Source organism: Synechococcus sp. RC10A2 (assembly GCF_047502605.1).
Window position 1 is genome coordinate 1 of the sequence record NZ_JANSHP010000103.1, and the last position, 18,981, is coordinate 18,981.

22 protein-coding genes and 1 pseudogene are annotated in these 18,981 nt (G+C 59.0%); 11 read left to right on the plus strand and 12 right to left on the minus strand.

The window, feature by feature from the left end:
- The first annotated feature begins 133 nt into the window (after positions 1 to 133).
- Complete coding sequence (locus NW848_RS14325; RefSeq protein ID WP_011429999.1) at positions 134 to 1,324, plus strand: MFS transporter; 1,191 nt, start codon at positions 134 to 136, stop codon at positions 1,322 to 1,324.
- Here the strand turns inward: NW848_RS14325 and NW848_RS14330 are convergent.
- The 5 genes from NW848_RS14330 to NW848_RS14350 form a co-directional block, all read right to left on the minus strand.
- On the minus strand, positions 1,275 to 2,333 hold the full coding sequence (locus NW848_RS14330; RefSeq protein ID WP_414509002.1) for an EAL domain-containing protein: 1,059 nt from the start codon (positions 2,331 to 2,333) through the stop codon (positions 1,275 to 1,277). The genes NW848_RS14325 and NW848_RS14330 overlap by 50 nt on opposite strands.
- Positions 2,334 to 2,503: 170 nt before the next feature.
- The gene (gloB, locus tag NW848_RS14335) at positions 2,504 to 3,262 is read right to left on the minus strand and encodes a hydroxyacylglutathione hydrolase (protein ID WP_011430001.1); all 759 of its coding nucleotides are present in this window, start codon (positions 3,260 to 3,262) and stop codon (positions 2,504 to 2,506) included.
- Between the two features lie 6 nt (positions 3,263 to 3,268).
- The gene (locus tag NW848_RS14340; protein ID WP_041438969.1) at positions 3,269 to 3,532 is read right to left on the minus strand and encodes a DUF3143 domain-containing protein; all 264 of its coding nucleotides are present in this window, start codon (positions 3,530 to 3,532) and stop codon (positions 3,269 to 3,271) included.
- A gap of 127 nt (positions 3,533 to 3,659) precedes the next feature.
- Entirely contained in the window at positions 3,660 to 4,058 is a 399-nt protein-coding gene (locus NW848_RS14345; protein ID WP_011430003.1) for a J domain-containing protein, read from the minus strand.
- 94 nt (positions 4,059 to 4,152) lie between these two features.
- Positions 4,153 to 4,335, minus strand: a complete 183-nt coding sequence (locus NW848_RS14350; protein WP_011430004.1) for a 50S ribosomal protein L32 — start codon at positions 4,333 to 4,335, stop codon at positions 4,153 to 4,155.
- A gap of 323 nt (positions 4,336 to 4,658) precedes the next feature.
- Between NW848_RS14350 and NW848_RS14355 the strand changes: the two genes are divergently transcribed.
- The 8 genes from NW848_RS14355 (at position 4,659) to NW848_RS14390 (ending at position 10,728) form a co-directional block, all read left to right on the plus strand.
- Positions 4,659 to 5,144: a CsgG/HfaB family protein gene (locus NW848_RS14355; RefSeq protein ID WP_414402378.1), complete on the plus strand. Its 486-nt coding sequence runs from the start codon at positions 4,659 to 4,661 to the stop codon at positions 5,142 to 5,144.
- A complete protein-coding gene (locus NW848_RS14360) occupies positions 5,141 to 5,710 on the plus strand; it encodes a CsgG/HfaB family protein (protein ID WP_414402377.1) in 570 nt (189 codons plus the stop codon). The genes NW848_RS14355 and NW848_RS14360 overlap by 4 nt, the downstream gene beginning before the upstream one ends.
- Positions 5,711 to 5,954: 244 nt before the next feature.
- Entirely contained in the window at positions 5,955 to 6,614 is a 660-nt protein-coding gene (locus NW848_RS14365; RefSeq protein ID WP_099812211.1) for an SDR family oxidoreductase, read from the plus strand.
- 114 nt (positions 6,615 to 6,728) lie between these two features.
- Positions 6,729 to 9,254 carry a dynamin family protein gene (locus tag NW848_RS14370; protein ID WP_414389239.1) on the plus strand — a complete coding sequence of 842 codons (2,526 nt, stop codon included), beginning with the start codon at positions 6,729 to 6,731 and terminating at the stop codon, positions 9,252 to 9,254.
- A gap of 44 nt (positions 9,255 to 9,298) precedes the next feature.
- The gene (locus NW848_RS14375; RefSeq protein WP_414402021.1) at positions 9,299 to 9,706 is read left to right on the plus strand and encodes a KGK domain-containing protein; all 408 of its coding nucleotides are present in this window, start codon (positions 9,299 to 9,301) and stop codon (positions 9,704 to 9,706) included.
- 35 nt (positions 9,707 to 9,741) lie between these two features.
- Complete coding sequence (locus NW848_RS14380) at positions 9,742 to 10,119, plus strand: KGK domain-containing protein (RefSeq protein WP_414509001.1); 378 nt, start codon at positions 9,742 to 9,744, stop codon at positions 10,117 to 10,119.
- A gap of 15 nt (positions 10,120 to 10,134) precedes the next feature.
- Positions 10,135 to 10,470, plus strand: coding sequence for a KGK domain-containing protein (locus NW848_RS14385; protein WP_414389245.1), 336 nt, complete (start codon positions 10,135 to 10,137; stop codon positions 10,468 to 10,470).
- 3 nt (positions 10,471 to 10,473) lie between these two features.
- Positions 10,474 to 10,728 carry an HNH endonuclease gene (locus tag NW848_RS14390; RefSeq protein WP_414389247.1) on the plus strand — a complete coding sequence of 85 codons (255 nt, stop codon included), beginning with the start codon at positions 10,474 to 10,476 and terminating at the stop codon, positions 10,726 to 10,728.
- A 15-nt stretch (positions 10,729 to 10,743) separates the two neighbouring features.
- Here NW848_RS14390 and NW848_RS14395 read toward each other — a convergent pair whose 3' ends face one another.
- On the minus strand, positions 10,744 to 11,745 hold the full coding sequence (locus NW848_RS14395) for a YgfZ/GcvT domain-containing protein (protein WP_414389249.1): 1,002 nt from the start codon (positions 11,743 to 11,745) through the stop codon (positions 10,744 to 10,746).
- 93 nt (positions 11,746 to 11,838) lie between these two features.
- Here NW848_RS14395 and NW848_RS14400 point away from each other — a divergent pair, with 93 nt between their 5' ends.
- Positions 11,839 to 13,377: a hypothetical protein gene (locus NW848_RS14400; protein WP_414346907.1), complete on the plus strand. Its 1,539-nt coding sequence runs from the start codon at positions 11,839 to 11,841 to the stop codon at positions 13,375 to 13,377.
- Positions 13,378 to 13,507: 130 nt separating this feature from the next.
- Positions 13,508 to 13,702, plus strand: a complete 195-nt coding sequence (locus tag NW848_RS14405) for a hypothetical protein (protein WP_414402376.1) — start codon at positions 13,508 to 13,510, stop codon at positions 13,700 to 13,702.
- Here NW848_RS14405 and NW848_RS14410 read toward each other — a convergent pair.
- The 6 genes and pseudogenes from NW848_RS14410 to glmU all read right to left on the minus strand — a co-directional run.
- Positions 13,699 to 14,661, minus strand: a complete 963-nt coding sequence (locus NW848_RS14410) for an AEC family transporter (RefSeq protein ID WP_414509000.1) — start codon at positions 14,659 to 14,661, stop codon at positions 13,699 to 13,701. The two genes, NW848_RS14405 and NW848_RS14410, sit on opposite strands and share 4 nt — an antisense overlap.
- 64 nt (positions 14,662 to 14,725) lie before the next feature.
- Positions 14,726 to 15,982 carry a 4-hydroxy-3-methylbut-2-enyl diphosphate reductase gene (locus tag NW848_RS14415; protein WP_414511345.1) on the minus strand — a complete coding sequence of 419 codons (1,257 nt, stop codon included), beginning with the start codon at positions 15,980 to 15,982 and terminating at the stop codon, positions 14,726 to 14,728.
- Positions 15,983 to 16,129: 147 nt separating this feature from the next.
- Positions 16,130 to 16,405 carry a lipopolysaccharide assembly protein LapA domain-containing protein gene (locus tag NW848_RS14420; RefSeq protein ID WP_011430018.1) on the minus strand — a complete coding sequence of 92 codons (276 nt, stop codon included), beginning with the start codon at positions 16,403 to 16,405 and terminating at the stop codon, positions 16,130 to 16,132.
- 22 nt (positions 16,406 to 16,427) lie between these two features.
- A complete protein-coding gene (locus NW848_RS14425; RefSeq protein WP_011430019.1) occupies positions 16,428 to 16,904 on the minus strand; it encodes a pentapeptide repeat-containing protein in 477 nt (158 codons plus the stop codon).
- Between the two features lie 117 nt (positions 16,905 to 17,021).
- Complete coding sequence (locus tag NW848_RS14430; RefSeq protein ID WP_414509003.1) at positions 17,022 to 17,555, minus strand: PPC domain-containing DNA-binding protein; 534 nt, start codon at positions 17,553 to 17,555, stop codon at positions 17,022 to 17,024.
- Positions 17,538 to 18,887: pseudogene (gene glmU, locus NW848_RS14435) on the minus strand (bifunctional UDP-N-acetylglucosamine diphosphorylase/glucosamine-1-phosphate N-acetyltransferase GlmU); the annotation flags it as partial. The pseudogene glmU and the gene NW848_RS14430, both read right to left, overlap by 18 nt.
- Between the last annotated feature and the right edge of the window lie 94 nt (positions 18,888 to 18,981).

Genomic DNA, 18,981 nt, shown 5'->3' on the forward strand with positions numbered 1-18,981 from the left:
TCCTTCCGAAGTTGGTTTGCTAAGTGCTGCTATTGTACCCCTTGAGCCCTTAACAAGCTGTATTCCATCACGCTCCTCAGCCCCAGCCATAGTCCCGATCCCCAGTTGGATTGCCCGTCCTCAGGAGCTGGCTATGTCCGATTCTGCTTGGCGCTTTATCTTCCTCCTCGGGATCGTCAGCCTCTGCGCTGACGCCACCTACGAGGGGGCCCGCAGCATCTCCGGAGCTTTTTTGGGATCCCTGGGGGCCAGCGGCACGGTGGTGGGGCTGGTGGCCGGCGGGGGAGAATTGTTGGCCTATGGGCTGCGCCTGGGCGTGGGCTACTGGAGCGACCGGCTCAGTAGGGATCCCTCTCGGCCCAGTCGAGGGCACTGGCAGCTCACCACCCTGGGCTATGTTGTCAACACGGCGGCGATCCCCGCTTTGGCCTGGGTGGACAGTTGGCCTTGGGCCGCTTTGCTTTTGCTGGCCGAGCGCCTGGGCAAAGGGATCCGCACCCCGCCGCGGGATGTGTTGCTCTCCCATGCGGCTCTGCAGGTGGGCCAGGGCATTGGGTTTGGCCTGCACGAGACCTTGGATCAAATCGGGGCGGTGGGGGGGCCGCTGCTGGTGGCAGGGATGGTTGCCGCCGGCTACGGGTTCCGGGGTGGATTCTTGGCCTTGGGGATCCCGGCGGCCCTGGGGCTGGGGGTGCTGGGGCTGGCCCGATGGCTCTATCCCACCCCGCGCGACTTTGAGCCGGAGCCGGAAACCGCTCCAGCACAAGGCTTTTCCAGGGTCTTTTGGCTCTATCTCATAGCAGCGGCCTGTGTGGCCGTGGGGTTTGCCGACTTTCCCCTCATTGCTTTCCATCTGCAACGACAGTCGGGGAGCGAGGAGGCAGGGATCCCCTTGCTCTACGCCCTGGCCATGGGGGTGGATGCCTTGGCGGCCTTGGGCTGTGGCTGGCTGTTTGACCGCATCCGGCTGGGGAGCCTGCTGGGGGCAGTGGTCCTGTCTGCCGGTTTTGCGCCGCTGGCCTTTTCCGGCAGCTACGGGCTGGCGGTGGTGGGCATAGTGCTCTGGGGGATTGGCTTGGGGGCTCAGGAATCGGTCATGAAGGCGGCAGTAGCCGGCATGGTGGCTCCCCAGGCGAGGGGCTTTGCCTTTGGGCTGTTTACCAGCCTCTACGGCCTGGCCTGGTTTTTGGGCAGCGCCCTGATGGGGGTGCTCTACGATCTCTTCCTCCCAGCTTTGGTCATCTTCTCAGTAGCCGCTCAAGCCGTGGGGGCAGCTATCCTATGGATCCTAATCCTGGGGGAACAGGCTGGGGCCGGGCGATGAAAAAGCCCTGCACCAGGTCCACCCCGTGGTCGCGCACCCACTGCAGCTCCTCTGCCGTCTCGATCCCTTCGGCCAGGGTGACGATCCCCAGCTCCAGCACCTTTTGGGCAATCACCGCCTTGTAGGGATCCCCATCTACGCCGCGAATGAGCTCCCTATCCAGCTTGATGACATCTGGCTGCAACCGGTGCAACAGGTTTAGGGATCCGTAGCCGGCGCCCAGGTCATCCAGCGCCACCCGAAAGCCCGCCTGCCGGTAAAACCGCAAAATCCGCTGCAAATGATCCAAATCGGGGCTGCGGTCGGATTCATTGACCTCAAACACCACCCGTTCTGGCGGGATCCCGGCGCGGCTGATGGCCCAGACAGTAGAGCGCAGGCAAAAGGCTGGGTCGTAAATGGCCGTGGGGCTGAAGTTGATGAACAGATCCCCCTCGAGGCGGTGCTGGGTGGCGGCAGCAATGGCCGTGCGGCGGGCAGCCAAGTCCAGGTGATAGAGCAACCCGGCTTCGCGGGCCGTGGCAAAAAGCAAGTCCGGGCCAATGACCTTGCCCTCTCTGTCCAACCCCCGCACCAGCGCTTCGTGGCCCACCACCCAAGCGGGATCCCGCGCCCGGACAATGGGCTGGAAATAGGTGGTGAGGCGGTTTTCCTTCAACAATTCCAACAACAGCTCGGCTTGGGTGCGGTGGAACAACTGCAGCAACGACTCCACCCGGGCGCAATCTTGCCAGCAGGGATCCCTATCCCCAGGCAAAAACAAGGCGCGGCTGGCCTGCATCTCTTCTTGGGAGAGAACCTCGGCCATTGTCTCCAGGGTCTTCTTGAGGGCCCCCTGGGCAATGGCAACAACTAGGCCAAGGTCTTCCAAAAGTTGAACGGGAACCTCTGTCTTGGCCTCCAGGGCCTGCCAGATTTTCCGGTGGGTATGAGGAGTGGGCAGCCAGAGAAACAAACGCCCTGCCTCCTGCAAAAAGGTGGGCAGAGCTGGGCAGTCAAGACAAGACATGGGGGCTTAGGGAGTAGCCATGCAGGCCCACCGAGGTTACCTATCTTACTTAGCAGTATGTCCCGCCTTCCCGAAAAAAGAAGCCAATCTTACGGAAAGCAAACTGGGAATCCCCAGCGTCAGGACAGGATCCCAATCACAACTCGGCCCCGTTCGCGTTCCGGCCAGCCTTAGAATTGATCCTTCATACCCCGCAGCCGGGCAAAAACCCGCACCGGATCTTGAGCGCCCGTAGCCGCCCGCAAAGCCGGCTGATCCCAGCGCAAAAAAGGATTGGTGCGGCGCTCTTCGCCGATGGTGCTGGGGACAGTTGGGGATCCCGCCTGGCGCAGGGCCACCACCTGTTGGTAGCGCGCCTGCAAGTCGGGGTTGTCCCCATCCACCGTCAGGGCAAACTTGAGATTGTTCAAGGTGTATTCGTGGGCACACCAGACCCGCGTGGCTTCCGGCAACTGCCGCAGTTGATCCAGGGATCCCAGCATCTGCTCCGGGGTGCCCTCAAAGAGGCGCCCGCATCCCCCGGCAAACAGGGTATCGCCGCAGAAGAGATCCCCGCTTTCGGGAAAGTAGTAGGCAACATGTCCCCGCGTATGGCCGGGCACAAACAGCACCTTCGCCTGCCGGCCCGCAAATGCCACCGTCTCTCCCGCCTGCAGCTCCACCGTCTGGCCCGGGATCCGTCCCCGATCCGCCTGGCTGCCGTAGACGACGGCACGGGGGTAGCGGGCCAAAAGTTGCAGGTTGCCCCCCACATGGTCGTGGTGGTGGTGGGTGTTGAAGATGGCCACCAGCTCCGCCCCTAGCTCAGCCAGTTTATCCAGCACCGGCTCGGCCACTGTCGGATCCACCACTGCTGCCGTGGCCGTCTCGGGATCGTGCAGCAGATAGATGTAGTTGTCGCGCAGGGCAGGCAGTTGCAGAATGCGCATAGCCGGCTAGTCCTCAAAAATGGCCTGCTCTACATCCTGGCGGCTTAGCGAATAGGGAAAAGACAGAGTTTTGGTGTTGCCATCAGGATAGGTATAGCGCACCCAAATGCTGGTCTCCTCCAGGCGCAGGCAGGCTTTCCAGCCGGGCCGCTCGCAAAACCACTGCTCCACATCCTGCGGGTCACGGGTGCAGCCCTGATCCTCCAGCCAGCGTTCGATGGCGTGGAGCGGGTGATTGTAGAGAGGCGTAGTTGCAGGAGGCAAAGGCATGGCGAGATGGCGCGCAGAGAAGCCGTCGAACAAAACAAAAGTTAACAACCTATTCCATTCAAGCACCTTATCAATGGGAAGCCCTGAGCGCTTTGTCTTAACCTCATCCACAAGCAACCGGAGTTGGTCAGCCCACCCCACCCTCCCGTAGCCAGGCCAAAGCAACCGCCAACACCAAACACGCCACGAAGGTGGAGCCCATCAGCAGCAGGGCGCAGAGCTCGCCCGCCGAGAGAGGCCGGGTTTCCATGCGCAGCTCCAGAGAATCAGCACCGGGGGATCCCATGTTGGCCGTCACCGCCCGCAGGCTGGCATCGTAGATGGCCCGTTTTGCCGGGTTGCTGAGGACAAGGTAGGCTTCCTGGAGTTCTTGGAAGCAACGAATCGCCACCTCTGGCGCCAGAGGAGAAGTGTCGGGATGGTAGCGTTTGCTCAACTGCCGGTAGGCCCGCCGAATGTCCTCAGGAGAGGCCCCTGGAGACAAGCCCAGCCGCTGGTAGTAGGTAAGAGAGGTCAACGAGCGCATGCAAGTCGCTGAACAGCCAAGACTGGGAGGTAGCAGAACAGCTCTCAAGAGAGCCTGACCCCAATGTAAACCACTCTTCCGGCTATGGGGATCCCTATTCTTCTCCCTCCTCTTCTTCCGACTTGGCTTTGGGGTAGTAGAAGCCGGTGTTGCGACCGCTGAGGATGGCGCGCCCAATGGTCATCGCCCGCTGGGCCTGAAGCTTGGCTTTGCCCAGCCAAACCGCATACCGCCTGCGACTGCGGGCTTTGGAGGTTTTCTTCTTAGGAACAGGCATAGCTTGTACAAAAACACAGCTTTACTAGGCTAACACTGAGTTTGCACGCTCGATCCCAATCTAAACCCGGCCCAATAAAGCGGGTCAAGCTTTTTCCGGCAACTCACAAAGGGCGAGCATCTCTGCTCAGTCTTAACTGTTGAGATCTGTCAACTCCTCTGTGCCAACCTTCTCAATCCCTTCTCCCAATGGCCTTGGAATCGGTAGAGTATAGGACATCTTCTGGGAACAGGCGCCCAGGTGATGCCGGTCACCGCCCCGCTTTTGGGTGCAAGCTGAGAATGGACTGTGGCCACCTCTTCGATCTAGGAGATCGCTCAACCATGCGCAGCCTCTCTTCCATTCTGCTGTTCGGGATCCCGCTGCTGAGCTTGGGTTGGATGGGGATCCCGGTGGCTGCCCAATCCACCAATCCGGAGCTGTGCCAGAAGTTTCCCCAAGACCTTCGCTGCAATCTCTCTGCCCCCAGCCAGGTAGGACAAGCGCCTCAACCCACCACTCGCCCGCGCGTTGCGGTTTTGGATTTTGATTTCAGCAGCCTCAGCAATTCCTACAGCCTGCGCGAGGCATCCCGGGGGGTGAGCGATCTGCTGGTGGATCGGCTGGTGAGAGATGGCACCTTTTCGGTTATCGAGCCCTCGCGGCTGGACGCGATCTTGGCCGAGCAGAACTTGGGGCTATCGGGGCGCTTAGATGCCAACACCGCCGCTCAGGTGGGCCGGATCCTCGGGGTCGATGCTGTGATCCTCGGCAGTGTTACCCAGTTCGATGTGTCGGTGCGCCGTTCTGGGGGTGAGCGCGGGTCTTGACCCCCTTCGGCAGCTTCCCGCTGGCGGTGGGGGCCGAGGTGGTGGATGCTGATGCCAACGTGCAGCTCAATGCCCGCCTGGTGAGCACCAGCACGGCGGAGATCTTGGCCGTGGTCGAGGGCCGGGGCAACGTCAGCCAGTCGGATAGCACCGTCACGGTTGCCGACTTTGGCGGGGGATCGGCCACCAGCAACGAAGAAAAGCTGCTGGTTTTGGCCAGCCAACAGGCGGTGGAGCAAATTGCCCAGCAGTTGGCCGGTTTTGCCAGTCGCTTAGCGGCCCAGCCCCGCTCTTTGCCGACCGTCGATGCCTTGGTGGCGGATGTCTATGGTAACCAGGTGATCTTGAACAAGGGCAGCAGCGACGGCTACCGCGTGGGATTGATCCTGTCTGTGGAGCGCGTCGTTCGCGAGGTTAAAGATCCGGCCACGGGGGCAGTCCTGCGCAAATTGACTGAGCCCGCTGGCCAGATCCAACTGACAGAGGTGGATCAGGGATCCAGTGTGGGCCGCATTCTCAGCAGCTCTGGCTTTAAGGTGGGGGATGTGGCCAAACCTATTCAATAAAGCTTCAAGACTTTCAAGATCCCTTCCCTTTGAACCGCAGGTCTACCCGGCGGTGGAGCGGAGGATGTTTTGGAGCTGGCCGGCTGCCGGGATCGAAGCTGGCGCCCGCGGTTGCCGCGACTACCCCTGTCGCATGGACAGGATCCCTGCCTGGGCGGATTTTGGGAAGATAATGGTCTTAGCAAGGCCAGCATGGAACCTGGAACCGCCACCGTCACATTAAGCAGTTTGGCAGGGGGAGAGGATGAAGGCTTTTGTTGCAGGGGCTACAGGAGAAACAGGGCGGCGCATTGTCCAAGAGTTGGTGGGCCGCGGCATCCCGGTACGGGCGCTGGTGCGCAGCCGCGAGTTGGCCGCTCGGGTTCTGCCCCCCGAAGCAGAAGTGGTGGTGGGAGATGTGCTGGATCCGGCCACGCTGGAAGCCGGCATGGAAGGATGCACGGTGGTGCTCTGCGCTACTGGCGCTAGGCCCAGTTGGGATCCCTTTCTGCCCTACCGAGTGGACTACCAAGGCACCAAGAACTTAGTGGATGTAGCCAAGGCCAAAGGGATCCAACACTTTGTTTTGATTTCTTCTCTGTGCGTGTCTCAGTTGTTCCATCCTCTCAACTTGTTTTGGCTGATCTTGGTGTGGAAAAAGCAAGCCGAAGAATACTTGCAAAAAAGCGGCCTCACCTACACCATCATTCGGCCAGGGGGCCTGAAAAACCAGGACAACGAAGATGGCATTGTCCTCTCCAAGGCCGATACCCTCTTTGAGGGCAGCGTCCCTCGCATCAAAGTTGCCCAGGTAGCTGTCGAAAGCTTGTTTCAACCGGCAGCGAAAAACCGCATCTTCGAGATCATCGCCAAGCCCGGCGTTCCCAACCGCGAGTGGAGCGACCTCTTTGCCCTGGCAAGCTAGGTTCTGTGCTGTTAGCCATCAAAGGGTGCCTTATCTGAAGAAAAGTAGCATGAGAACCTTCCCCTTAGGGCTGAGGGCGTTATAATCTCCCCAGCCCTAGCGGAGATCCCTGAGATGGCTGTGCAACTCTTGCCTCAGTGCGAAAACTTACGGGAGCACGTTGAAACGATTCTAAACCTCTGGCAGCAGGATCCCACCCTTTCAGGAAAGCAAGATACAACCCGAATTCAAGCTTCGCTGAGCAAGGCTATTTCCCCAACCTTTGAGATTGTCTTCGCCGGTGCTTTTAGCGCCGGCAAGTCGATGTTGATCAACGCTTTGCTAGAAAGGGAGCTTCTCTACAGCGCCGAAGGACACGCCACAGGGACAGAGTGCTACATCTCCTATGCAGAGCCTGCCGCCGAGAGGGTAGTACTCACCTTCCTCAGCGAGCACCAGGTACAGGAACAGATGGCTGCCTTCTGCACTCGCTTGGGCTTAGCCCTGCCCAGTGGCAACAACCTAGAGGAAGCCACACTCAATCGCCTAAAAGAGCAGGCTGAGGCCATTGTTCACCAAGAGGGCGGCAAAAGCAAGTCGGAACGGGCAAAGCAAGCAGATGCGCTGCGCTTGTTAATTGAAGGTTTCCAGCAAAACCGCGCCAGAATTCACCCAACCGAAAACAGAGTCTTCTCGATGGAACAGCTTAACCTTGGCAACCTAAGAGAAGCGGCCAGTTTTGCCCGGCGCGGTGCCAATAGTGCAGTTCTGCGGAAGATCGAGTACTACTGCCATCATCCTCTATTAGAAGACGGAAACGTTATTGTCGATACCCCTGGAATCGATGCTCCGGTTAAAGCGGACGCCGAGCGCACCTATCAAAAAATTGCCGATCCAAACACTTCCGCAGTTGTCTGCGTCCTCAAGTGTGCTACTACGGGTGAGCTGACTAAAGAAGAAACAGAACTCATTGAGCACATCCAGAGCAGCGACAGCATTCGGGATCGAGTTTTTTACGTGTTCAACCGCATTGATGAAACTTGGTACAACTCCCAGCTAAGGCAGAGATTAGAGGCTATCATTGACCAACAGTTTCGCCAAGCCCGCCTATTTAAAACCAGCGCCCTGCTGGGCTTCTACGGCTCGCAGATCAAGGCAACGACTCGAGAAACGAGGTTTGGCCTCGATACCATCTTTTCGGAAAGTATAAAGGAGCTGGGTGGCAGAGAGCAAACACCTCAGTTTATTAGCGAGTTTGTTAAGTACTGCAGCTCTTCAGGAAGACTTGTTGGATCCCCCTTCCGCCCTTCCGTGCATGGCTATGAGACTCCTATCGATAACTACATTCGAATTCTAAACGAGTGGGGCATGCCCCTAGTTGAGTACATGATCAAGGATAGCGGCATAGAAGAATTCCGCAGTGGGATTACTCGCTATCTGACGGAAGAAAAGCGACCGCAGTTGTTTATAGCTCTTGCCGATGACCTGCAGCCTCTGTGTATTGAGCTCAGAAAGTCCTATATAGATCTTTATGGAGACTTGGATAGCCAGCCGAGAGAAGTTGACAGCATGATTGCCCATGAGTTAATGCTCATTAACCAGCAGTTGAATAAAATTGGTCAAGAGTTCGACGAACATATTCAAACTATGGTCAACGAGATTATTGACGGAACAGATAAAGAGTTTGAGTCTGACTTTCGAAAGCTGCAGGCCAAGATGGTGCGCAGGCTGGATGAGCTTCTGGACACATTTTCAGTAGACAATGCCTATAGCCAAGCTGTCTGCATCCACCACCGTAACTCCACAGCTCCCTTTTTGGCTGTCCTGGTTGAAGCCCTTTACTACCTGTCAAACCATCTAGAGGATATACTGGTCGAGTCTGCCACCACAGTTGTAGAGAACTCCTTTCGCCGGCTTATCGATCGTGTACGCAGTGCAGACTACTACAAGCAGTTGTTTCGCCTACTGGGATCCGACGGTGACCTAGAGAAGAAACTACTAGAGGTTAGGGAAAAAGTTCGCACTGCATTAGTCAGCGGTGCTCGCAAGGAGTGCGATCGGTATCTAAGAGAAAGTCCTCGTTTCTATGATGAGGGTACTTTCTCAATCTATCAGTTCCGGGAAGTTCTGAAGCAAACGTCTCAGTCCTACGATATTTCGGCTATTCGAGATGCCGAGCCCGGGATCCGGCAATTGCTCAAGCTTGACTTTGAGCCCAAAGTCGTCCAGACAATACGCTCTAACTTCCGGCAAGAAACCAACAATACCCTCAAGACTCAGCTCTTGCCCGTTGCTAAGGAAGTGGCTAACGAAATTCTGCAAAAGTATCCCGAAGCAAAGCAATTTATGGAGGCGACGCTTAGGAAAGAAGCAGAAGAAAGAATTGCCTTAAATCAACAGCGTCTAAGGGATCTAGAAGCAAAGATCGATAGCTACAACCAAGCTGTTTCTGGGATCAACCTATGCTTACAGGCTATGGGCTTAGGTCGCGAACTTTTGCCCTTGATTTCTCTACCTAAGCCTTCTTTGACCGGCGAATCAGCCGACACCTCAGCAAGTTCTCCCGAGCAGCCAGCCAGCAAAAGCGGGCCAAGTGATGAGGTCTCTGACTTAGGCAAGATTTTCCCTGAGCTGGACAGCATACTTGACGACCTAAAGTAGAGCGGCTTGTTTCTCCTTACTATTTGAAGGGGGGTGAGGTTTTCTTGTCTAAGTCCATGCCCTTGCAGCAACACTCAGAAGGGATCCTCTCTATAGGGGAGAAAACTTTCAAGGTTGCCAGCCTGGTCAAAGCAGCCCAAGAGGATTTACCTAAAAAAGAAGAGCTCAATCGCCTGTTTATTGCGGCCTTGAGATCCTCAGGGATCCTTCCACCCGAAAACTTGCTTAATATTGCTAGCAGCCTTCTTGCTCCCCGGCCTGAAGAAAAGCTACTGCAAGAAGCGAAGTGGTTTGATCAGGGCCTTGCCTGTCAGCTCCTGGTGCCGGGTAAGAAGGAGTGGGAGAAGGGCAGGGTAAGGTTGCGGATCACCGTAGAGTTTGAGCCAGAGTATACGGGCTCAGAGAGTAGCGATGGATCTCTTCTGGACGATCTTCGCACAGACGAGGAATAGCTTAAGCTGGCGGAATGCATTAGGAGGCCGGGGCAGTGTCAGGCGAGGAGCAACCTCAAGAGCGCTTTGTCCAGATAGATACTTTTCCAAATACTGTTATTGATGTAGGAGGACGCCTGATCTACTCACAAGAATTTACCAAAGCTTGCTTGGAAAGTGCTTATGATGACTTTGGATCTCGTTTATATAATAAACTTAGAGACAGAAACATTTCAGTTGACTATAGCTCGGTCAATTTGGGCAAAATAACTGATGCGAGAGGGGTTCCTGCTAAACTTTTACGTCCTGGCTTGCCATGGGTTGATGGCAGAGTTAGGGTAAAGCTGGTAGCAGCAGTTGAGTTTGAGCCAGAAGATCCAGGATCAGCAAGCAGTGAATCTCCTCTGGATCCCTTTCGAGAAGATACTGGCTAGCGAAGTCTGTGAGCAATGGGAAACAAGGCTGTGTTCGACTCGATACTTCTCAAAGCAGATGACAAAGAAACTGCCGTTGCGATTGGCAACCAAATCTATCTTCCCAGCGTTTTGCACAGTGCAATTATTGATTACTTCCTTGCAGATATCGCACGAACAAATGGCTACCTTCGCTCAAAAAAGGTTCACGTAGAAATTAGAGCTTTAGTAGAGGGAGTAAAATCCCGAATCTTACAGCCTAGAAAGGATTGGGCTGAGGGCAAGATATCCCTTAAAGTTTGTCTCGAGTTTACTCCCGATAGCCCATCTCGAGACTCCGAACTAGATAGTTTTCGCAATACAGGTGAGTAGTGGATGAAAGAGAAAAAACCTGGCGAGAGGATCCCGATCCCACCATCTGTGCGGGAGTATGTCTTCCAAAGGGATGGCTTCCGCTGCCGCAGTTGTGGCAAATCGCCCCCCGAGGTGCAGCTTCAGGTTGATCACATCATCCCCCTTGCCCAGGGCGGCAGCAACGACATCAGCAACTTGCAAACCCTGTGCAAAGTCTGTAATCAGCGCAAAAAGGACAGGTGGGATCCCCGCTTTCGCCGCCATTTCGATCTCTAGGGAGCTGAGATCTCCTCAAACAACGGGCGGAAAGCTCAAAAAGGGCGGGCGGGTGAGGAGGCCGGTTGTTGAACCAACCTCCACCTCCCATCCTTCGGCGGGCGCGAATTTGGTGCGCACATAGCCCAGGCCCACGTGGCCCTGGGAGGTGAGGCCAGCGCTGGTTAACACGCCGATCTTCTCCCCTTGCCGCACGATGTCGGCACCGGGCTGGGCCTCGCCCTGGAGGCAGATCCCCCAGAGGGTTTGGCGGATGCGCCGGTAGGTTACCTGCTTGGCCAAGACTTCCTGGCCGATGTAGCACCCTTTGGAGAGGGAAATGGCATGCCACAGGCCGGCTTCCAAAGGGTTGTAGTCGGGGGTCAGCTCGCGGTCGGCGGCAGGGCGACCGGCCTCTAGGCGCAGGGCTTCCCAAAGTTCAGGTGAGGCCAGCTCTGCTCCAGCTTGGATCAGATAGTCGACAAGGGCAGCTTTGTGTTCGCTAGCCCCCCAGAGGGTAAATCCTGGCTGGGCGAGGCCGCTGCCGCAGGCCAAATGGACGGGGATCCCCTGGATCTCTACCTGGCGGTGCTCATACAGTTTTGTCGGGATCCCTTCTGCAGCCACCCCCTTCTCCAAAAGGGCCTGGCTCTGGGGGCCAATTAGCCCAAAGGCAAAGGTCTGCCCGGTCACATCGGCTAGCTGGGCCCCGCGCACAAAGGGCAACATACGCCCCAGGCTCTGCATCAGCAGGCTGCGCCGCTGCGGCGAAGTCCAAATCCAGCAGGCCTCCTCTTCCACGTAGACCGTGGCCAGATCTAGGATCCCTGCTGTGGGGGTGACAAATACCGTATCTGCCCCCTGGCCGGGCTTGAGAGCCTTGAGATCCTGAGTACTCTGGCTGTGCAAGTAGTCCAAGCCAGGGGATCCCTGCAGGCGCAGGCGGCCCCACTCGGAGCGATCCAAGAGCAGGGATCCCCTCTGCGCGGCTTGCTCTTGCGCGGTCAAGGTGGTGTGAACAGCAGAAATAGCAGACATCGCTCACCCCAGGGGTGCTCTTTGGTTTTCTTCCCTACCCTAGAATAGGCTAGTTCACCCTAGCGCCTGTGGCAGATCCTTGGCGTACTGACTGTGATCGAGGTTGAGGTTCACCAACAGTTGCGACAGCTTTTGCGGCAGTCTCCCGAAGCCGTGTGGCCCCATCAGTTGACAATGGCCCGCATGGTGGCACGGGGATTGCGGTTGGGTCGCAGCACCTTGATTCAGGTGCCCGCCGGGGGCCAGCACCGCCTCAGCTATCTGCTGCCGGCGTTGATGTGGCCGAGTGCCACGTTGCTCTGTGCCACAGTGTCCGTGCAGGCGCAAATCTTGGGAGAAGAGATCCCTTGGCTCCGGCAGACCCTGCAGTTGCACAAGCCCGTCCTGCAAAAAGACCGTTGGCCGGATCCCGATTTTCAGGGGTTGCTGCTGGTGGATCCCCTGGACTGGCTGCGGGCTCGCTTGAGGGGAGCAGAGATGCCGACTGGGATCCCTCTCATCCTGGACGGAGCCGAAGACCTGGAAGAGTGGGCCTACCAGGCGCTGACGGTCACCCTGGAAGCCAGTCACTGGCAGCAACTGCGGCAGATCTTCCCTGCCGAGGCGGAGCGGCTTTCCCAGGCCCAGGTGAATTTAGCCCTGCAGCTTTTGCGGCGACCGCTTTCTCGCTGCCTCCTGCAGGCAGATGAACAGGCTCACCTGGAGGCAGCGCTGTCTTTGGTGGTGAGCTACGCCGGCTGGCTGCCGGATCCTTGGGATCAGCTCCGCCAGCGGCTCTGCGCCGAGGGGGATCCCGCTTCCCGCTGGGTTTGGTGGGCGGAAACTGACCGCGAGACCGGTCGCCTCACCCTTTACCACAGCCCGGCGGCTCTACACGAGTGGCTGGCGCCCATCTGGGCCACTCAGCCGGTAGTGATCATCGGCGAGGCCCTGGACCTGGATCGGCAGGCGGAGGCCTATCGTTGGCGCCTGGGCTTGCCAGATCTGACGCCCTTGCGCTTCAGCTCAGGCGAGGATTGGATCCGTTCCGGCGGGGAGCCCTTGCCGAGCCTTTCCCTCTACTTGCCGCGGCTGCCCTTGCCCAACAGCCCCCTCTTCCGGGAGCACCTGTTGCAGGAGCTAAGGAGCCTGATCCCGCAGGTGCAGGGCTTTGTGGTGGTGCTGGTGTCGGATCAACCTCTGCAGGTACAGGTGGGGGCTGCTTTGGCTGCCGAATTTGGCTCGCGGGTGCGGGTAAACAGCCTATTTCCCGGAGAAAAGGGCATTTTGGTCTGCGACTGGCCCTACTGGCTGCAGCACAAGGCCAGCCTGCCCTGTCCGGAACTGCTGGCCATTGCCACCTTGCCCTTTCCCTCGATGGAGGATCCAAGGGTGGCCGGACGGGTGCAGTATCTGCAGCGCACCCAACAGGACTGGTTCCGCCAATACCTCTTGCCAGTGGCGGCCAGCCAATTGCAGCGGGCTGTTGCACCTCTGCGACAAGGCGCAGAAGCAGGTGAAGCCTCCGGCTTGCCCACCCGCTGGGTGGCGATTTTGGATAGCCGCATCGTTGCCCGCAGCTATGGCGTTGCCCTCCTCAATGCCTTGGGGCCAGCCCTGCGCATCCAGCAGCGCAGCCAATTGTTCGTTTAGGGATCCCCTTGCCCCCAGCCCCTCTCCCTCAGGGAGAGAGATAGGCAGATTTGTATCCTAGAGAGCTAAAGCCAACAGGGATCCGGGCTATCCTGAGTTCAGTCTGCTCTCAGCTTCCTCTTCAGAAACCATGACCAGTCCTGCTCTCAGCCCCGATACAGAACGGCGCGCCCAAGCGGTTTGGAAGTCGTTGCGGCAGGCCATCGTGGAAAGCTCAGGCTTCCAGGGATGGCTGCAGGGGCAGGAGTTGCCCAAGGAGGAGGCTGAGTTGGATCGCCTAGTGCATCGTTACCTGGAGCAGGCTTTGTCGCACTTGGCCTACTAGGATCCCCACAGCAGCAACCAGAACGGCAAAGTCAGCAAGGCTGCCACGTAGCCTACGGCTAGAGTTGTCGCCGTTAGCTCGCGATCCAAGTCGTATTCTTCCGCAAGCACCAGGGTGGCAACGGCAGGGGGCATACCCGTCTGCAAGACCAACACCAGCTTGGCCAAGGGGGGATAGGGGGTCAAGGCTAACCCCAGGCCCACCAAAAGGGGCAGGACAACAATTTTGATGAAGAGGGCCACGGCGGCGGGGCGAAGGGATCCCCAGTGCGGCACCTGGGCTAGCCGTATGCCCAAAAGGATTAAGCTCAAGGGAATCGTGCTCCAGGCAAAGGCAGTCAGCCCTTGGGCCAGCCATTCTGGGAGAGGGTGGCGAGCCATTGCCAGGCCGACAAAGAAAGACCAGAGAGTGGGACTGCTTAGGACGCGGAGCGTGGCTTGCCAGGGAGGGGTGAAGGAAGCGCTGTAGCGGCTGGCAACCCAGACTCCCAGACCGTAGGCGGTCAAGAGGGTGCCCAACAGGTCGTAAAACAAAGCCCAGCCAAAGTAGGCGCTCCCGCCCACTGCTAAGCAGATGGGGTAGCCCAAATAACCCGTATTTCCCAGGGTGGCTGTCAGGTAAAAGCTGCCTCGCCGGGCTCTGCTCCAAAGCCAGGGATCCCACTCTTTCTTCCCCTGCCAGGTGTGGTGCTGCCACTGCAGCCAGGCACTGGCCAGGGCATACCCTAGCCCTGTGGCCAGCCAGCAGACCAAAGGGGCCGCCCAGAGCTGGCCAGAGAGGTCCGCCGTCTGCATAAACCCAAGGGTGCCCAGGGGAACCCCCACCCAAAACATGAAGCGGCCCAGCGCTTGGGGATTTAGCCAATGGCGCCAGGGGGGAGGTAGCCCTCTCTGCAGGACAAACCCCAGCAGCGTCCAGCCCAAGAGGGGGAGATAAACCTGGAAAAGTGTGGTGAGCACGCCAAAGTAGCCCTAGGGGGAGAGGAATCGGATCCTAGCCTCATCCCGACAATTATCCCGACAATTATGCAGAGATCTGCTGCTGTTCGCGCAGGGCAAAGATGCGCAGGATCACCTCCTCCACGACGCGGTCGGGGGTGGAGGCACCGGAGGTAATACCAATCTGCACTGGCCCGTCGGGCAGCCACCCTTCTGTAACGATTGGGTCTTGGTGGAGGGGCTTGTGGCGGATGCGGTTGGGCGGTTGGATGCAGTCGGGGCCGTCAATATGGTAAGAGGGCAGCCCTTTCGAGAGGGCAATTTCCTGCAGGTGGGTCGTATTGGAGGAATTGAACCCGCCAATGACCACCACGACATCCAAGGGCCGCTCCAGCAGCTCGAACATGGCGTCCTGCCGTTCTTGGGTGGCGTTGCAGATGGTGTTAAAGCTCATGAAGTGCTTGTCCAGCTCCTGGGGGCCATATTTGCGCAGCATGGTGGTCTCAAACAGCTTGGCAATGGCGCGCGTTTCCCCTTCCAGCATCGTGGTCTGGTTGGCGATGCCGATCCGCTCCAGATCCCGATCCGGATCGAAGCCGGGAGATGTGGCCTTGCCGAAGCGGCGCCGAAATTCTGCCGCATCTCCGCCGTGCAAAATGTAGCGGGCGACCCATTCCGCCTCTTCCAGGTTCAGCACCACCAGATATTTTTGGGCAAAGGAGCTGGTGGCCACGGTTTCTTCGTGGTTGTACTTGCCGTGGATCACAGAGGTGAATTGAGCGGCGCGGTGCTTGTCCACCTGGTTCCAGACACGGGATACCCAGGGGCAGGTGGTATCGACGATCTCGTTGCCCTGCGACCGGAAAAACTCCATTTCTGAGACACTTGCCCCGAAGGCAGGCCAGATCACCACGTCCTCAGGCCGGATCTGGGAAAAGTCTTTCTTGCCGTCCGGGCCTTTCTCCACAAAGCGGATCCCCATCTCCTGCAGGTGGCGGTTGACCAGGGGGTTGTGGATGATCTCGTTGGTGATCCAGATCTGGCGATCCGGAAAGCGGCGCCGCGCTTCGTAGGCATATTCCACCGCCCGTTCCACCCCCCAGCAGAAGCCAAAGGCCTTGGCCAGATGGATGGTGATATCCCCCTGCCGATAGCAGTAGGACTGGGCGCGGATCTGCTCCACCAGGGGGCTTTTGTAGGTGGTTTGCAGCTCCCGTTGGGCCTGATCCTTGTGCTCTTCAAACCCTTTGGCAAAGTAGTTGCTGGAGCTGCGCAGGGCCTTGCGCAGGGCGCGCGGATCCTGGGGGGAGCTAGCCGGGGAAGAGGGTTGGGAATGAGGCATGGTTGTCACTCGGGCTGTGCACCGCTAACAGCAAAGGGATCCTCTCTCAGCTTACGCCCTGTCTTGAGTGCGTGGGTCACTCCGGCGGCAGGACAGCCCACAAAAATCTGAAGGGATCCCAGACTCGATCGGCAAGAGCCAGGGCGGCTAAGGCAGCGGCTGATCTTGCCTTTCCAGTTGCTGCAGCCGTTCCTGGAGCTGACGGGCAGTCAGGGAGAAGCTGCGCCCCGGCCAAAGCAAAGAGCCCAGCCCCGCCGTCAACAGGCCCAGGCCGATGGCCACGGCGATGAGCAATCCCAAGGGCAGCTCCACCGAGCGCCAAATTAAAAAATGGACGGTCAGGGGGGTGGGGTTTTGTCCGGCCAGGACTGCCACTCCCAAAGCCAGCAGCAGTGTCAAGGCCAGGTTGAACAGCAGCAGCATGAGGGATCCCGTCGCAACAGTTCTATTCTGCCTTGCTGGCCGACGGAGCAGCCCAGGGCTGCACTGTGCCATCGGGCAGGATGGCGCCGCTCAGGTCAGCGCCCGTCAGCACTGCTCCGCCTATTTTTGCCCCGCTCAGGTCGGATCCCTGCAGTTGGGCGCGGGTTAGCTTGGCTTCCCAAAGGTAGGCCCCGTGCAAGTTGGCTTCCCGCAAATCGGCAAAGCTGAGATCGGCGCCGATCAAGTTGGCTTCCCAAAGGTTGGCCCCGCGCAGGTTGGCCCCCATCAGGTTGGCGGAGCTGAGATCGGCCCCCCGCAGATCGGCCTCCTGCAAGTTAATTCCACTCAGCTTGCCAAAGGAAAGGTTGGCCCCTCTCAGATTCGCCCCCTGCAGGGTGGCGCGCACCAGATCCACGCCCACCAGGTTGGATTCTTGAAAGTTGCGCTCGCCGGCGGCATATTCTGCCAGCAGCTCCTCTGCAGTGGTCACTCGGGGCATGGCCGCGTACCCCCAATTGCCGAGTTTATTTCAGCAACCCTTGATTGCCAAACGAGGTGCTAATGACTCAATGCTAAATGTTGGCCATTATACCGTCCATCTACAGCCGCTTGCGGCTCACGGCGGGCAAGAAGGGATCCCCACCCCTGTCCCATCTGCCCTCTGGGGAGAGGGCGGGGTTGCTTCTGCCACCTTTTCAATGTGCAGCTCCAAGTAGCCGGTGGCCGGATCCGGCTGGCGGGAGAAGCGGTACTCCAGGCTGTCGGCGAGGACGATCTCGGCGGTGGTGTAGATGAGGCAGCCGGGGCGCAGGTGCCCTCCCCAAGTTCGGCCCTGGGCATCGGCAACGGCGAGGTGAAGATGGACTCCGTCCGGGCACAGGGATCCGCTCAAAGCCAGGATCTCCAGGCGTTCCGACAATAGGTAATCCTCGGTTTGATCGGCCAGGCGCAGGGTGGCTTGGCTGAGGCTGCCGACGGCGCTGAGGACAAACCCCGCCTGCAGGGGTTGCTGGCGGGCAAAGCGCTCCAATTCCTGCTTTAGGTCTTGGCCGGGCAGCAGGCGCAAGGGGTAGACGCGCAGGGATCCCGTGGGTAGAGGCTGGGGGCGGCCAGCAGCAGCGCTCCCCAGTCGCCAGCCCGGCTTGACCACCGGGTAGGCGCGGGCGATCACCAGGCAGTCGTCCGGCACGGGATAGCGGGCGGGAATGGTGGAGCCGGCGGCAATGGTGACATCGGATCCCACCTTGAGGGGGGCCACCAGCACCGAGTTGGCGCCTGTCTTGCTGCGATCCCCAATTTCGGTCAAGTGCTTCTGCTGGCCGTCGTAGTTGGCGATGATCGTGCCGGCGCCAATGTTGACCTGGGATCCCAGCTTGGCGTCGCCCAGGTAGGCCAGGTGGGCGGCGTTGGTATGGGATCCGATCTGGGCGTTTTTGATTTCCACAAAGTTGCCGATGCGGCAGCCGTCGCCGATCTGGCTGTGAGGGCGCACGTGGGCGTAGGGGCCTACCCAGACGCGATCCCCGATCTGGCTGTGGCTGACCACCGAGTAGAGGATGTGGCAATCGGAGCCGATGGTGCTGGACTCGATCCAACTGCCCGGCCCTAGACGAGTGCGCGGCCCAATGCGACAGACGCCCCGCAGGTGGGTTTGGGGTTCGATCACCACATCGGGGGCCAATTCCACCGTCTCTTCCAGGCTGACGCTGTCGGGATCCACAAAGGTGACCCCGGCTTCCATCCAGGCTTCCTTGAGGCGATCCTGCAGAATCTGGTAGGCTTGGGCCAGTTGGCGGCGGTCGTTAATGCCGACGATTTCCCGCGCATCCTCGGCGTCCAGGGCGATGGCGGTGTCCAGAAGTTTAACGGCCTCGGTGAGGTAGTACTCCTGCTGGGCGTTGTTCCGGCCCAGACGGGGCAGCACCCTTGCTAGGGCCGGCCAGTGGAAACAGTACACCCCGCTGTTGATGCGGCGATTTTGCCGTTGGGCCGGGGTGCAGTCTCGCTCTTCCACCAACTCCAGGATCCGCTGCTGGGCATCGCAAAACACCCGCCCATAGCCGTAGGGATCCGCCACCTGGGCCGAGAGCAAGGTCACATCCGGTTGAACTTGGCGGTGGCGCTCCAGCAGCGCCTGCAGGGTTTCCGCCCGCAACAGAGGCACATCCCCGTTGACCACCAGCAGATCCCCCTGAAAATCCTCCAGAACGGGCAGAAGCTGCTGCACCGCATGTCCAGTGCCCAATTGCTGCGCCTGCTCCACAAATTCGACCGGGTACTCCTGCAGGGCTCGGCGCACTTGCTCCTGCCCGTACCCCACAATCACCAGACAGCGCTGGGGTTTCAACGTCAGCACCGTGCGCAGCAGCCGCTCGATCAAAGACAGGGATCCCAGCTTGTGCAGCACCTTGGGCAACTGCGACCGCATGCGGGTGCCCTTGCCCGCCGCCAGGATCGCCACCGCCAGATCTCGTTCTGCCATGTTCCCCCCAGACTCTGCCCCCATAAAGTATATGCGGCAGGATCCTGCTCAAACTGTAGCTTGACAGAGCCGCGTGCCACTTGAGCTAGCCTAG